General features: G+C 68.6%; 13 protein-coding genes. 12 read left to right on the forward strand and 1 reads right to left on the reverse strand.

Annotated elements, in window-relative coordinates; genetic code table 11:
* The first annotated feature begins 100 nt into the window (after nucleotides 1-100).
* The 8 genes from ACVK00_RS11830 to lnt all read left to right on the forward strand — a co-directional run bounded on the left by ACVK00_RS11830 (nucleotide 101) and on the right by lnt (nucleotide 8495).
* On the forward strand, nucleotides 101-1033 hold the full coding sequence (locus ACVK00_RS11830; protein WP_011657870.1) for a LysR family transcriptional regulator: 933 nt from the start codon (nucleotides 101-103) through the stop codon (nucleotides 1031-1033).
* Nucleotides 1034-1304: 271 nt separating this feature from the next.
* Entirely contained in the window at nucleotides 1305-2678 is a 1374-nt protein-coding gene (miaB, locus tag ACVK00_RS11835; RefSeq protein WP_011657871.1) for a tRNA (N6-isopentenyl adenosine(37)-C2)-methylthiotransferase MiaB, read from the forward strand.
* A gap of 33 nt (nucleotides 2679-2711) precedes the next feature.
* Nucleotides 2712-3758 (forward strand): PhoH family protein, encoded by a 1047-nt coding sequence (locus ACVK00_RS11840; RefSeq protein WP_284894724.1) that lies wholly within the window; start codon nucleotides 2712-2714, stop codon nucleotides 3756-3758.
* Nucleotides 3759-3915: 157 nt separating this feature from the next.
* Complete coding sequence (gene ybeY, locus ACVK00_RS11845; RefSeq protein ID WP_284894723.1) at nucleotides 3916-4701, forward strand: rRNA maturation RNase YbeY; 786 nt, start codon at nucleotides 3916-3918, stop codon at nucleotides 4699-4701.
* A gap of 14 nt (nucleotides 4702-4715) precedes the next feature.
* Nucleotides 4716-5348: a gamma-glutamylcyclotransferase gene (locus ACVK00_RS11850; protein ID WP_006755525.1), complete on the forward strand. Its 633-nt coding sequence runs from the start codon at nucleotides 4716-4718 to the stop codon at nucleotides 5346-5348.
* Between the two features lie 68 nt (nucleotides 5349-5416).
* Nucleotides 5417-5566 carry a hypothetical protein gene (locus tag ACVK00_RS11855; protein ID WP_166725418.1) on the forward strand — a complete coding sequence of 50 codons (150 nt, stop codon included), beginning with the start codon at nucleotides 5417-5419 and terminating at the stop codon, nucleotides 5564-5566.
* A 300-nt stretch (nucleotides 5567-5866) separates the two neighbouring features.
* On the forward strand, nucleotides 5867-6754 hold the full coding sequence (locus tag ACVK00_RS11860; RefSeq protein ID WP_006755523.1) for an HlyC/CorC family transporter: 888 nt from the start codon (nucleotides 5867-5869) through the stop codon (nucleotides 6752-6754).
* A 52-nt stretch (nucleotides 6755-6806) separates the two neighbouring features.
* Nucleotides 6807-8495, forward strand: a complete 1689-nt coding sequence (lnt, locus tag ACVK00_RS11865) for an apolipoprotein N-acyltransferase (protein WP_284894720.1) — start codon at nucleotides 6807-6809, stop codon at nucleotides 8493-8495.
* Nucleotides 8496-8511: 16 nt separating this feature from the next.
* Here the strand turns inward: lnt and ACVK00_RS11870 are convergent, their stop codons facing one another.
* Nucleotides 8512-10149, reverse strand: a complete 1638-nt coding sequence (locus ACVK00_RS11870; RefSeq protein WP_284894718.1) for a tetratricopeptide repeat protein — start codon at nucleotides 10147-10149, stop codon at nucleotides 8512-8514.
* 345 nt (nucleotides 10150-10494) lie between these two features.
* Here ACVK00_RS11870 and glyQ point away from each other — a divergent pair, with 345 nt between their 5' ends.
* The 4 genes from glyQ to ACVK00_RS11890 are packed head-to-tail and all read left to right on the forward strand — an operon-like array spanning nucleotide 10495 to nucleotide 15003.
* A complete protein-coding gene (glyQ, locus tag ACVK00_RS11875; protein ID WP_228905629.1) occupies nucleotides 10495-11499 on the forward strand; it encodes a glycine--tRNA ligase subunit alpha in 1005 nt (334 codons plus the stop codon).
* Between the two features lie 22 nt (nucleotides 11500-11521).
* Nucleotides 11522-13621 (forward strand): glycine--tRNA ligase subunit beta, encoded by a 2100-nt coding sequence (gene glyS / locus ACVK00_RS11880; RefSeq protein ID WP_456826950.1) that lies wholly within the window; start codon nucleotides 11522-11524, stop codon nucleotides 13619-13621.
* A gap of 10 nt (nucleotides 13622-13631) precedes the next feature.
* The gene (gene gmhB, locus ACVK00_RS11885; RefSeq protein ID WP_228905635.1) at nucleotides 13632-14195 is read left to right on the forward strand and encodes a D-glycero-beta-D-manno-heptose 1,7-bisphosphate 7-phosphatase; all 564 of its coding nucleotides are present in this window, start codon (nucleotides 13632-13634) and stop codon (nucleotides 14193-14195) included.
* A 43-nt stretch (nucleotides 14196-14238) separates the two neighbouring features.
* Complete coding sequence (locus ACVK00_RS11890) at nucleotides 14239-15003, forward strand: lysophospholipid acyltransferase family protein (RefSeq protein ID WP_284894717.1); 765 nt, start codon at nucleotides 14239-14241, stop codon at nucleotides 15001-15003.
* The last annotated feature ends 36 nt before the right edge of the window (nucleotides 15004-15039 follow it).

The following is a 15039-nucleotide window of genomic DNA, read 5'->3' on the forward strand; positions in this document are numbered from 1 at the left end:
CCGCACAAAAAGCGGGATGTGCGCGCATTGTCCCGAATACGCCTATCTTTGATAATTGGCGTGGCATTTGAACCATTTTCAAAAGATTCTGGAAAATCCAATGGATCGACTGGGCGACATCCGGCTGTTCGTCGAGGCGGCGGAACTGGGCAGCCTGTCCGCGGCCGGGCGCAAGCTGAACCTCACGCCGGCCGCCGCGAGCGCGCGCCTCGCGAAACTCGAGGCAAAGGTCGCGACGCGACTGTTCGAGCGCTCCACCAGGCAGCTGCGGCTCACCGACGAAGGCCGGCTCTACCTGAACTGCTGCCGGCAAGCGCTGCAGGCGCTCGACGACGCGCACGCGCTGCTGCAGGAAGGCCGCAACGTGGTGGCCGGCAAGGTGCGGCTGTCGTCGACGTCCGATTTCGGCCGCAACCAGCTACTCGACTGGCTCGACGAATTCACCACGCTGCATCCGGGCGTCACGTTCTCGCTGACGGCGTCCGATTCGGCGTCGAACCTGTGGCAGGACGAAATCGACCTCGCGATCCGCTTCGCCGCGCCGCCCGACGGCGCGTTGATCGCGCGCCGGCTCGCCGCGAACCGGCGCGTGCTGTGCGCGGCGCCGTCGTTCGTCGCGCGCCACGGCGTGCCGGCCGATCCGCACGATCTGGCCCGCTTTCCCTGCAACGTGATCACGATCGCGTCGGGCCCGATGAACACGTGGCGCTTCACGCGCGGCGACGAAGTACAGACTCACACGGTGCCGGTGTCGACCGCGTTCGAGACCAACGACGGCGGCCTCACCCGCGAATGGACGCTGCGCGGCCACGGCATCGCGCTGAAGTCGCTGTGGGACATCGCCGACGACGTGCGCGCCGGCCGGCTGCGCGTGCTGCTGCCCGACTGGCGGCACCAGGACGCGCCGCTGCACGCGATCTATCACAGCAAGCGCTACATGGCGCCGCGCGTGCGCGTGCTGCTCGACTTCCTCGCCGAACGCTTCGCGCGCGAGGAAGCGGCGCTCGACGATCTGCTCAACGCGTGCCGCTGACGCTGACACTGACACGCGCCGCCCTATCGGGGTCGGAGCGCGGCGAATGGCGTCGCGCGGCTGCAACCCGCCAGCCGCCCGGGACGGCGCGTAAAGCTATAATGGAAGGCTTGCCCGACGGCTTTTCACGAGTTCACGACAGGCTCGCTCGACGCGCACCGCGCGCCCCGGTCCGCCACGCGGCGCCGGCACGAGCCGCTGCACCGCTGCAGCCGTCCCGATACACCCTTGACGACGCCCCCAGGTCAACCACTGCGAACGGCGAATCCCCATGACGAAAAAAGTTTACGTAAAGACCTTCGGCTGCCAGATGAACGAGTACGACTCGGACAAGATGGTGGACGTGCTCAATGCGGCCGAAGGCCTCGAAAAGACCGATACCCCGGAAGACGCGGACATCATCCTGTTCAACACGTGCTCGGTGCGTGAGAAGGCGCAGGAAAAGGTGTTCTCCGACCTCGGCCGCGTGCGCGAGCTGAAGGAAGCGAAGCCGGGCCTGCTGATCGGCGTCGGCGGCTGCGTCGCCAGCCAGGAAGGCGCGTCGATCGTGTCGCGCGCACCGTACGTCGACCTCGTGTTCGGCCCGCAGACGCTGCACCGCCTGCCGCAGATGATCGACCAGCGCCGCGCGAGCGGCCGTGCGCAGGTCGACATCTCGTTCCCCGAGATCGAGAAGTTCGACCACCTGCCGCCCGCGCGCGTCGAGGGGCCGAGCGCGTTCGTGTCGATCATGGAAGGCTGTTCGAAGTACTGCAGCTACTGCGTCGTGCCGTACACGCGCGGCGACGAAGTGTCGCGCCCGCTCGACGACGTGCTGACCGAAGTGGCCGGCCTCGCCGACCAGGGCGTGCGCGAAGTCACGCTGCTCGGCCAGAACGTGAACGCGTACCGCGGCGCGCTGACGGCCGGCTCGACGGAAATCGCCGATTTCGCGACGCTGATCGAATACGTCGCCGACATCCCCGGCATCGAGCGCATCCGCTACACGACGTCGCACCCGAAGGAATTCACGCAGCGCCTGATCGACACCTACGCGAAGGTGCCGAAGCTCGTGAGCCACCTGCACCTGCCGGTCCAGCACGGCTCCGACCGCATCCTGATGGCGATGAAGCGCGGCTACACGGTGCTCGAATACAAGTCGGTGATCCGCAAGCTGCGCGCGATCCGCCCGGACCTGTCGCTGTCGACCGACATGATCGTCGGCTTCCCCGGCGAGACCGAGGAGGATTTCGACAAGATGATGGCGCTCGTGCACGAGATGAGCTACGACACCAGCTTCTCGTTCATCTACAGCCCGCGCCCCGGCACGCCGGCCGCGAACCTGCACGACGACACGCCGCGCGAGGTCAAGCTCAAACGCCTGCAACATCTGCAGGCGACCATCGAGGAAAACGTCGCGCGCATCAGCCGGTCGATGGTCGGGAAGGTCGAGCGGATCCTCGTCGAGGGCCCGTCGCGCAAGGATCCGAACGAACTGTCGGGCCGCACCGAGAACAACCGGGTCGTGAATTTCCCGGCGCCGCTCGCGTCGCACCCGCGCCTGATCGGCCAGATGATCGACGTGAAGATCAACCATGCGTACCCGCATTCGCTGCGCGGCGAGCTGCTGCTCGTGAGCGACGACGCGAGCGCGGCCACCCACTGACCGACTGACGCTCAACAGGAGCCCGACGCTACTTTGAAGACCGTCCAAGCACTGGAATTCACCGCGCCGCGCGAAGACAACGCGCGCCTCGCCAACCTCTGCGGCCCGCTCGACGAGAACCTGCGGCAGATCGAACAGGCGCTCGACGTCACGCTCGCGCGGCGCGGCCACCGGATCACGATCCGCGGACGCGGCGCGAAGCTCGCGCTCGCGGCGCTCGAGAACTTCTACAACCGCTCGCGCGATCCGCTGTCGGTCGACGATATCCAGCTCGCGCTGGTCGAAGTGCGTCACACCACCGGCAACGGCCGCCAGGACACGCTCGACGTGCGCTTTCGCGGCGACCCGGACCATCCGTTCGACGAACCGGCCATCCAGCTCGACGAAGCGGGGCCCGACGAGGAACCTGGGCCGAAGCTGTACACGCGGCGCGCCGACCTGCGCGGCCGCACGCCCGCGCAGCGCGAGTACCTGAAGCAGATCCTGTCGCACGACGTGACGTTCGGCATCGGGCCGGCCGGCACCGGCAAGACCTACCTCGCGGTCGCATGCGCGGTCGACGCGCTCGAGCGCGACCAGGTCAAGCGGATCGTGCTGACGCGCCCGGCCGTCGAGGCCGGCGAGCGGCTCGGCTTCCTGCCGGGCGATCTCGCGCAGAAGGTCGACCCGTACCTGCGGCCGCTGTACGACGCGCTGTACGACCTGCTCGGCTTCGACAAGACCGCGAAGATGTTCGAGCGCCAGATGATCGAGATCGCGCCGCTCGCGTATATGCGCGGCCGCACGCTGAACCACGCGTTCATCATCCTCGACGAGGCGCAGAACACGACGCCCGAGCAGATGAAGATGTTCCTCACGCGGATCGGCTTCGGCTCGAAGGCCGTCGTTACCGGCGACACGAGCCAGGTCGACCTGCCGCGCGGGCACAAGAGCGGCCTCGTCGAGGCGCAGCAAGTGCTCGGCGGCGTGCGCGGCATCGCGCTCACGCGCTTCACGAGCGTGGACGTCGTGCGTCATCCGCTCGTCGCACGCATCGTCGAGGCGTACGACGACTTCCACGCACAGCACAAGGACGCGTGACGCACGGGCGGCGCCCGCGCGCCGCACCGGCCCACGGCCCGGCCCGGCCCGCCCGACGGCGCGCCGGGCTTTTTTTCGCCCGCGCGCGGCCGGTCCGAATTCGGGAGCGATCGGCCGTTTGGTGTATCCTCAACGCGTTCCAATCGCCGCACCCGTCATGAAATCTTCCCGTTCTCGCAAGTCCGGGCGCGACCAGTCCGCCGCGCCCGATTCCCCCCGTCTTTCGCTGTTCGATGCGAAGGGCAAGGCCAGAACCGTCGACGCGCAAGGGCTGCGAATCGACTTCCCGGACGGCCGCAGCCTGATGTTCGACCTGTCGGGCAGCTCGGGCGACGCAGCCGTCGCGATCGTCGCGCAGCACAACGATCCGGCGATGCGCGCGAAGCTCGCACTGCAGCCCGAGCATTACGACAGCGTGACCCTGCACGTGGGTGCCGAGCCCGCGCCGCGCGATGAGGAAATCGCGGAAATGGCGGACGAGCCGCTCGAGCTCGAGCTCGACCTGTCCGTGCAGTACGGCGACGAAATCACCGGCGACGTCCGCAAGGCTTGCCCCAAGCGCAAGCTGATCGCCGAATGGATCGAGCCGGCGCTGTTCGCGAGCGCGCAGCTCACCGTGCGCTTCGTCGGCGAGGAAGAAGGCCGCACGCTGAACGACGGCTACCGCCACAAGGACTACCCGACCAACGTGCTGACCTTCGCGTACGATCCGGCGCCCGACGGCACCGTGATCGGCGACCTCGTGCTGTGCTGCCCGGTCGTCGAGAAGGAGGCGCACGAACAGGGCAAGCCGCTCGCGGCCCACTACGCGCACCTGCTGGTGCACGGCGCGCTGCACGCGCAGGGCTACGATCACGAGACGAGTGAAGAAGACGCCGCCGAAATGGAAGCGCTCGAAGTCGCCATCCTCGCGAAGCTGGGCTTCCCGAACCCGTACCAGTAAGAGCCGTCCGCGCCATGCGCCACGCCGCAATGCTGCCGCCTGTCTACCCGCCGTCGATCGGCGAGGGACGGCTGCTGACGCAAGACGAGCTCGCGGCGTCGCTCGCGCACACGATGCGCGACTGGGACGGCCAGCAGGATCTCTGGCTGTTCGGCTATGGCTCGCTGATCTGGAACCCTGGGCTGCCGACCGTCGCCGCCGTGCGCGGCAAGGTACACGGCTACCATCGCGGGCTCTACCTGTGGTCGCGCGTGAACCGCGGCACGCCCGAACGTCCGGGCCTCGTGCTCGCGCTCGATCGCGGCGGCTCGTGCTCGGGCATCGCATTCCGGCTCGCGGGCCCGACCGCGCAGCCGCATCTCGAGACGTTGTGGAAACGCGAGATGCCGATGGGCTCGTACCGGCCCGCGTGGCTGCCGTGCTCGCTCGAGACCGGCGAACGCGTGAACGCGCTGGCCTTCGTGATGCGCCGCGACGCGCCGACCTACACGGGCAAGCTGACCGACCCCGTCGTGAAGGAGGTGTTCGGCTGCGCGGCCGGCCGCTACGGCACGACGCTCGACTACGTGAGCCGCACCGTGGAAGCGCTGCGCGCGAGCGGCATCCCCGATCGCGCGCTCGAAGGGCTGCTCGCGCGATGCCGGTGACGTTCGACAGGCCGACTCGCGCCACGCCCACGCATGCGAAAGGAGGCCCCGCGGGAGGCCCCGCGCCCATGAAACCGTCACGCAGATCGCGCGGCGCGCTGGCCGCGCTGCTCGTCGCCGCGAGTGTCGCGTTGTCCGGCTGCGGCATCCTGGGCTGCGGCGGCGCCGCGACCAACGGCGCGGCGGGCGGCGGCTGTTCGGCCGGCATGCGCTTCTGAATTTCCGGGCCCACCCGCGCCGGCCCGGCCGCCCCGACCCGCGACGAAATGCCGCCGGCACCGACCGGCCGGCCGGTCGCCGTTGCGCCCCGCTTTTTTGCCGCCGCTGCCCCGACGCCTCGTTCTGAGATAGGATGGATACGACGGACGGCGGCGCCCGGCGCGGCCGTTCCCGAGCGGGGCTTGCGCGCGCCGCCTGCTCCCGGCCGGACGGCCGGGGTGACACGGCCGCGCCATGCCCTTGGTGTATCCTTGCCTACTCCGTGACCGCGCGCCCCGGCATGACCCGGGCGCACCACCATGAACGATTCGTATCCCAGTCGTAAGCTCACCGACAAACCGCAAGAAAAGCGCTCGCTGCTCGAGCGCCTGACCGACTTCATCTCGCCCGAGCCGGAATCCCGGACCGAGCTGCTGGAAATCCTCCAGGACGCCCACGAACGCAACCTGATCGACGCCGATTCGCTGTCGATGATCGAAGGCGTGTTCCAGGTGTCCGACCTGTGCGCCCGCGACATCATGGTGCCGCGCGCGCAGATGGACGCGATCAACATCGCCGACAAGCCTGAAGACTTCATCCCGTTCGTCCTCGAGAAAGCGCACTCGCGCTACCCCGTGTTCGAGGAGAACCGCGACAACGTGATCGGCGTGCTGCTTGCGAAAGACCTGCTGCGCTTCTATGCCGAAGAAGAATTCGACGTGCGCGGGATGCTGCGCCCCGCCGTGTTCATTCCCGAATCGAAGCGCCTGAACGTGCTGCTGCACGACTTCCGCGTGAACCGCAATCACCTCGCGATCGTCGTCGACGAATACGGCGGCGTCGCGGGCCTGATCACGATCGAGGACGTGCTCGAACAGATCGTCGGCGACATCGAGGACGAATACGACTTCGACGAAGAGGCCGGCAACATCATCTCGGGGCCGGATGGCCGCTACCGCGTGCGCGCGCTCACCGAGATCGAACAGTTCAACGAATCGTTCGGCACCGACTTCCCCGACGACGAGGTCGACACGATCGGCGGGCTGATCACCCATCATTTCGGCCGCGTGCCGCACCGCGGCGAGAAGCTGCAGCTCGGCAACCTCGTGTTCGAGATCCAGCGCGGCGATGCGCGCCAGGTCCACGTGCTGCTGGTGCGCCGCAACCCGCACGCGAGCCGCCGCGCCGAAACCTCGCACGAAGACTGACCGTCTCGCGCCGGCCGCGTCTCCTTCAACCGCTCGCCCCCTTTCGCTTCACATGGACGATCCGATTCCGTCCCGCCCGGCTGGCGGCCTTCTCGCGCCGGCGCCCGGCCGCGCGCTGCCGCGCTGGCACTATCCGGCCGCGCTGCTCGCCGGCGCGGCCAATACGCTCGCCTTCGCACCGACCCCGCATGGCGGCTGGCTGCAGCTCGTCGTATTCGTCTGGTTTTTCGCGCAGCTGACGCGCACGTCGAGCTGGCGCGGCGCCGCGCTCACCGGCGGCGCGTTCGGCTTCGGCAACTTCATCACCGGCATCTGGTGGCTCTACATCAGCATGCACGTGTACGGCGAGATGGCCGCGCCGCTCGCGGGTGGCGCGCTGGTGCTGTTCTCGCTGTACCTATCGCTGTACCCGGCGTTCTCGGCCGGGCTGTGGTCGTTCTGCGCGGGCCATGCGTGGCATCGCCGCGAAGCCGACCCGCGGCCGTTCTCTCCGACCTGGCACGGCGCGTTCGCGTTCGCGAGCGCATGGGCGCTCGGCGAATGGCTGCGCGGCACCGTGTTGACCGGCTTTCCGTGGCTCGCGAGCGGCTATCCGCAGGTCGACGGCCCGTTCGCGGGCTTCGCGCCGGTGGTCGGCGTGTACGGCATCGGCTGGGTGCTCGCGCTGTTCGCCGCGCTGGTCGTGCAGGCGCTCGTCGCCGCGCGCCGGTCGCCCGCCGCTGAACGCGCCGGCGGCAACGCAAGCATCCGCATCGCCGCGCCGGCCGGCGTCGCCGTCGCGCTCGTCGCGGCCGGCATCGGGCTGTCGCAGGCCACGTGGACCGTGCCCGCGAACGCGCCGCTCAGCGTGCGGCTGCTGCAGGGCAACGTGAAGCAGGACATCAAGTTCGAGCAGGAGGGCATCGACGCGGCGATCAAGATGTACCAGCAGATGATCGTCGAAAAGCCCGCCGACCTGATCGTCACGCCGGAGACCGCGATCGCGGTGATGATCCAGGAGCTGCCCGAGCCGTTCGCCGTCGCGATCCGCAAGTTCAGCGACACGACGGGCACGGCCGTGCTGTTCGGCGCGGTCGGCGCGTCGGTGACGCCGGAGGGCCGTTACGTCGACTACACGAACAGCCTGTACGGCGTGACGCCGCATTCGCGCGACATCTATCACTACGACAAGCACCATCTCGTGCCCTTCGGCGAATTCATCCCGTGGGGCTTCCGGTGGTTCGTCGACCTGATGAAGATGCCGCTCGGCGACTTCGCGCGCGGCGCGCCGGTGCAGAAGCCGTTCCTCGTGCACAACCAGCCGGTGATGGCCGACATCTGCTACGAGGACTTGTTCGGCGAGGAAATCGCCGCGACGATCCGCGACAATCCGCAGCCGCCCGGCGTGCTCGTCAACGTGACGAACCTCGCGTGGTTCGGCGACACGATCGCGCTCGACCAGCACCTGCAGATCGCGCGGATGCGCGCGCTCGAGACGGGCCGGCCGATGCTGCGCTCGACCAATACCGGGATGACGGCCGCGATCGACGCGCACGGCCGCGTGCTCGGCCAGCTGAAACCCTTCACGATCGGCTCGCTCGACGTGCGGATCGAAGGCACGAGCGGCTTCACGCCGTACGTGACGAGCGGCAACAACGTCGTGCTCGCGGTATCGCTGGTGCTGCTCGCATTCGGCTTCACGTTCGGGCCGGCCCTGCGCCGCCGCAACGACTCGAAGGCCGGCGACAACCCCAACGTGTGACGCATCGGCCGGCCGCTCAGGCCGGCCGCTTGGCCTCCGCGGCCATGCCGCGCAGATCCCGCCCGAGCGCTTCCATCACCGGCGCCCATGCGCCGAACGTCGGCTGCCGGTACAGCGTGGCGGTCGGATACCACGGGCTGTCGGTGCGTTCGAGCAGCCACGGCCAGTGCGGATTCACGTCGAGCAGCACCCAGGTGCGCGCGCCCAGTGCGCCCGCCAGATGCGCGACCGACGTGCACACCGTGATCACCAGATCCAGCGCGCCGATGAACGCGGCCGTATCGTCGAAACTCTTCAGTTCGGCCGTGCGGTCGTCGATCGCGAAACCCGCCGCGCGCGCCGCGGCGACATCCGCGTCCGCGCCCGGCTGCAGCGAATGGAACGTGACGCCGTCGATACCGCGAAACGCATCGGCGTAGCGATCGAGCCCGACGCGCCGGAACGGGTTGCGCTGGTGTCCCGGACTGCCCGTCCAGACGAGCCCGACCTTCAGCCGGCCATCGCCCGCGAGCCGCGCGCGCCACGCGTCGCGCGCGTGGCGGTCGGCATGCAGGTACGGCACCGACTCGCCGAGCGTCGACGTCTCCATCCCGAGCATCAGCGGCAGCCCGATTAACGGCACTTCGTAGTCGAAGGCAGGCAGTTCGTCGACGCTGCCGCCCGCGCTGAACGCGTCCGCGTGCGCACCGAGGCTGCGCTGCATCAGCGTGCCCACCTGCGGAAACGTGTTCCACACGAGCCGGCCGCCCTCGCGGTGCACGCGCTCGGCGAGCGGCGCGACGAAGCGCGCGAACTGCAGCACGTCGCCGAGCCCCTGCTCGCCCCACACGAGCAGCGTCTTGCCCGCGAGCGGCTCGCCCTGCCAGCGCGGGCCCGGCAGCGCCGGCCGACGGCCGCGCAGCTCGCCCGCGCCGTCCCAGCGCGCCTCGTGGCCGCGCCAGCCAGCCGCGTAGTTGCCGCGCACGAGTTGAATGATCGCGAGGTTGAAACGGAACGACGCGTCGTCGGGCGCCAGCTCGCACGCACGCGCCGCGTAGCGCTCGGCGTCGTCCCAGCGCTGCGCTTCCTTCATCGCCATCGCGATGTTGTTCAGCGCGAGCGCATTGTCGGGCGCGATCTGCGCGAGCCGCGCCGCACACGCGAGCGCGCCGTCGAGGTCCTGTGCCGCGAGCCGCGCGACGACCAGGTTGATCCATGCCTGCACGTCGTGCGGATCGGCCTCCACGGCCGCGTCGAGCAGCGCGATTTCCTCGTTGCGGTCGCCGCCCGACAGTCGCAGCGCGATCGCGAGGTTGTTGCGCAGCGACGGCCAGCGCGGATCGAGCGCATAGGCGGCGCGATACGGCGCGACGGCCTCGGCGTGACGGCCCAGCATCTGCAGCACGTAGCCGTGATTGAAACGGGCACCGGCACCCGGATGCACGCGCACCGCGCATTCGGCCAGCGCGAGCGCGTCGGCCGTGCGCTGTCGCGCGACGAGCGCCGAGGTGAGCTGCGCGAGCGCGGCCATGTCGACCGCGTGCAGATGGCCGGCGGCGGCAAGCCACAGCGCGTGCGCATCGTGCTCGCCGCGCGCGTGCGCGTCGGCGGCCTGCCCGAGCAGTGCGAGCAGCGGCGGGATCAGCGGAATGAGGAGGTCGTTCGAATCGTCCATGCGGTCCGGAGTGGGCAATCGGTCACGCGGCAGGCGTCGCGCGCGCCGCAATACGCGCATCTTAACGCCCGCGCAAAACGGTGCGGCAGCCGACGCGACACGCGCATCGCGACGCCGCAGGCGCGAGCGCGCCGCGCGCGCCGGCACCCCGCGCACAAGCCGCGCACGGGTCGCCGGAACACCGCCGACGGCCCCTTCGTCCGCGTTCCGGCCGCATCCGGTCGCCGATCCGGTAAAATTGCACGTTTCAGCACACTAACAAGCCGCGCCGCCGCGCGAGCCGACCCTCCGGGCCCCGCCCGGAGTGCCGTTCGCAACGGAGCGCCAGCGCCACGAAGGCTCTTCATGCTTACGTTTCAGCAAATCATCCTGACGCTGCAGTCCTACTGGGACAAGCAGGGTTGCGCTCTGCTCCAGCCCATCGACATGGAAGTCGGCGCGGGTACGTCGCACGTCCACACGTTCCTGCGCGCGATCGGCCCCGAGCCGTGGCGCGCCGCCTACGTGCAGCCGTCGCGCCGCCCGAAGGACGGTCGCTACGGCGAGAACCCGAACCGCCTGCAGCATTACTACCAGTACCAGGTCGTGCTCAAGCCGGCGCCGGAAAACATCCTCGACCTGTACCTCGGCTCGCTGGAAGCGCTCGGCTTCGACCTGAAGCAGAACGACGTGCGCTTCGTCGAGGACGACTGGGAGAACCCGACGCTCGGCGCGTGGGGCCTCGGCTGGGAAGTGTGGCTGAACGGGATGGAAGTCACGCAGTTCACGTATTTCCAGGAAGTCGGCGGCCTCGAATGCAAGCCGGTGCTCGGCGAAATCACGTATGGCCTCGAGCGCCTCGCGATGTACCTGCAGAAGGTCGAGAACGTGTACGACCTGGTCTGGACCGAGTGGGAAGAGCATGGCCCGAACGGCCCCGAGCTGCGCCGCCTGTCATACGGCGACGTCTACCACCAGAACGAGGTCGAGCAGTCGACCTACAACTTCGAGCACGCGAACGTCGACCTGCTGTTCACGTTCTTCAACAGCTACGAAGCGGAAGCGAAGAAGATGATCGACGCGCAGCTCGCGCTGCCCGCGTACGAACTCGTGCTGAAGGCCGGCCACACGTTCAACCTGCTCGATGCGCGCGGCGCGATCTCGGTCACCGAACGCGCGGCCTACATCGGCCGCATCCGCGCGCTGTCGCGTCTCGTCGCGCAGGCTTACTACGACTCGCGCGAGAAGCTCGGCTTCCCGATGCTCGGCAACCCGCCGGGCGTGCCGGGCCTCACCACCGACGCCCAGGACGCCGCGCAACCGGCATGGGCGCCGCCGCTCAAGGTCGAACGCAAGATCGATCAGGACTGACGAGACGAGATTTATTCCAGACATGACGCATAACCATCCCGCCCCCCTGCTCGTCGAACTGCTGACCGAAGAGCTGCCGCCGAAGGCCCTCGCGCGCCTCGGCGACGCATTCGCCGAAGGTCTCGCGCAACGCCTCGCGGCGCGCGACCTCGTCGAAGGCGAACTCGTGTTCGAACGCTACGCCACGCCGCGCCGCCTCGCCGTCGTCGTGCAGAACGTGCGCGCCGTCGCGCCTGAAAAGCAGGTCCGCGAAAAGGTCCTGCCCGTCTCGGTCGCGCTCGACGCCGAAGGCAAGCCGACGGCCCCGCTCGCGAAGAAGCTCGCGGCGCTCGGTCACCCGAACCTGTCGATCGCCGATCTCGAGCGCGCGCAGGACGGCAAGGCCGAAGCGTTCTTCGTCAATTACTCGGCAGCCGGCGCGACGCTCGCCGACGGCCTGCAGGCAGCGCTCGACGAAACGCTCGCGAAGCTGCCGATCCCGAAGTTCATGACCTACCAGCGCCCGGACGGCTCCGACGTGAAGTTCGTGCGCCCGGTGCACCGCCTGACCGTGCTGCACGACGATCGCGTCGTGCCCGTGACCGCGTTCGGCATCGACGCCGGCGACACCACGCTCGGCCACCGCTTCCTGTCCGACGGCCTCGTCGCGATCCAGCATGCGCACGCGTATGCCGACACGCTGCGCGACAAGGGCCGCGTGATCGCGCACTTCGCCGATCGCCGCGAAACGATCCGCACGCAGCTGAACGAACACGCGAACGGCGACACGGTCGTGATGCCCGAAGCGCTGCTCGACGAAGTGACGTCGCTGGTCGAATGGCCGGTCGTCTATCCGTGCCGCTTCGAGGACGAATTCCTGCAGGTGCCGCAGGAATGCCTGATCCTCACGATGCAGACGAACCAGAAATACTTCGCGCTGACCGACGTCGGCGGCAAGCTGCGCTCGCGCTTCCTGATCGTGTCGAACATCGACACGAAGACGCCGGGCGAGATCATCGAAGGCAACGAGCGCGTCGTGCGCCCGCGCCTCGCCGACGCGAAGTTCTTCTTCGAGCAGGACAAGAAGAAGCCGCTCGCCGACCGCGTGCCGCTGCTCGCGAACGTCGTCTATCACAACAAGCTCGGTTCGGCGCTCGCGCGCGTCGAGCGCCTCGAAGCGCTGGCCGGCGAGATCGCGCCCGCGATCGGCGCCGACGCCGCGCACGCGAAGCGCGCCGCGCGCCTCGCGAAGGCCGACCTGCTGACCGACATGGTCGGCGAGTTCCCGGAACTGCAGGGCACGATGGGCACGTACTACGCGCGTCACGACGGCGAGCCCGACGACGTCGCGCTCGCGTGCGCCGAGCACTACCAGCCGCGCTTCTCCGGCGACGCGCTGCCGACCACGGCGGTGTCGACCGCCGTGGCGCTGGCCGACAAGCTCGAGACGATCGTCGGCATCTGGGGCATCGGCCTCGCGCCGACGGGCGAAAAGGATCCGTTCGCACTGCGCCGCCACGCACTCGGCGTGCTGCGCCTGCTGCTCGAGAAGCAGCTGCCGCTCGACCTCGTGGCGCTGCTGCGCACGGCCCATGCGCGCTTCGAAGGCGTGACGGGCGTCGCCGAATCGACCGACGCGATCTTCGCGTTCTTCATGGACCGCCTGCGCGGCCTGTTGCGCGAACGCGGCTACTCGGCCGGCGAAGTCGACGCGGTGCTGAGCCTGAACCCGACGCGCGTCGACGATCTCGTCGCGCGCCTCGACGCGGTGCGCGAATTCACGCGCCTCGCGGAAGCCGAAGCGCTCGCGGCCGCGAACAAGCGGATCTCGAACATCCTGAAGAAGTCGGAAGGCGGAGCAAACGGCACGGTGCAGCCGACGCTGCTCGTCGAGCCCGCCGAAAAGGCGCTGCACGAACAGCTCGAGGCCGTGACGCCCCACGTGCAGTCGCAGCTCGAGGCACGTGCGTACACGGGCGCGCTGTCGGCGCTCGCCGCGCTGCGCGCACCGGTCGATACGTTCTTCAACGACGTGATGGTCAACGCCGAGGACCCCGCGCTGCGCGCCAACCGTCTCGCGCTGCTGTTCGCGCTGCATCAGCAGATGAACTGTGTCGCCGACATCTCGAAGCTCGCCGCATAAAGGCCGAACGATGCCGATCAGCCCCAACCGCAAGCTCGTCGTCCTCGACCGGGACGGCGTGATCAACGTCGATTCGGACGCGTTCATCAAGACGCCCGACGAATGGATCGCGCTGCCCGGCAGCCTCGAGGCGATCGCACGGCTCAACCACGCAGGCTATCGCGTGGTCGTCGCGACCAACCAGTCCGGCATCGGCCGCGGGCTGTTCGACATGGCCGCGCTCAACGAGATGCACCAGAAGATGCATCGCGCGGCGGCCGCGGTCGGCGCGCGCATCGACGCGGTGTTCTTCTGCCCGCACGTGTCGGAAGATCGTTGCGAGTGCCGCAAGCCGAAACCCGGCATGATGCAGATGATCGCCGAGCGCTTCGAGATCGATCCCGGTCACACGCCGGTCGTCGGCGATTCGCTGCGCGACCTGCAGGCCGGCGTCGCGGTCGGCTTCCGGCCGCACCTCGTGCTGACCGGCAAGGGCAAGAAGACGCTCGCCGCGGGCAATCTGCCGGACGGCACGAAGGTCCACGACGACCTGCGCGCGTTCGCGCTCGACTTCCTTTCACACGAACACGAGTGATGCGGCCGCCGCGCGCATCCTCCTTACAACCAGACCCACGCCGATGCGCTTCGTCCGCTCCCTGCTGCTGCTGATCTACTTCATCCTGTACACGGTGCCGTACGCCACCGCGTGCTTCATCGCGTTCCCGTTCATGCGTCCCGACGCGCGCTACTGGATGGCGGCCGGCTGGTGCAAGTCGACGCTGTGGGTCGTGCGCTGGCTGAACGGCATCCACTACCGGATCGAAGGGATGGAAAACCTGCCCGACGGCCCGGTCGTCCTGCTGTCGAAGCACCAGTCGGCGTGGGAGACGCTCGCGTTTCCGGCGCTGATGCCTAAGCCGCTCTGCTACGTGTTCAAGCGCGAACTGCTCTACGTGCCGTTCTTCGGCTGGGCGCTCGGGCTGCTGCACATGGTCAACATCGACCGCAAGGCAGGCAAGAACGCGTTCACGTCGGTGATCCGCCAGGGCAAGAAGCGCCTGTCGGAAGGTGCCTGGATGATCATGTTCCCGGAAGGCACGCGCACGCAGGTCGGCAAGCAGGGCAAGTACAAGACGGGCGGCGCGCGCTTCGCGATCGAAACCAATACGCCGGTCGTGCCGATCGCGCACAATGCAGGTCGTGTGTGGCCGCGCAATTCGTTCACGAAATTCCCGGGCGTCGTCACCGTGTCGATCGGCAAGCCGATTCCCGTCGAGGGCAAGACGCCCGACGTATTGAACTCGCAGGTCGAAGCGTGGATCGAAGCGGAAATGCGCCGCATCGATCCCGATGCATATCGCCAGCCCGGCAATGCCGGCACGCGCGATGCCGCGCGCGTCTGAATCACCCGGATTGCAGCCGTTGCGAACGACGAAACG

The sequence above is a fragment of the Burkholderia sp. PvR073 genome, assembly GCF_054055695.1.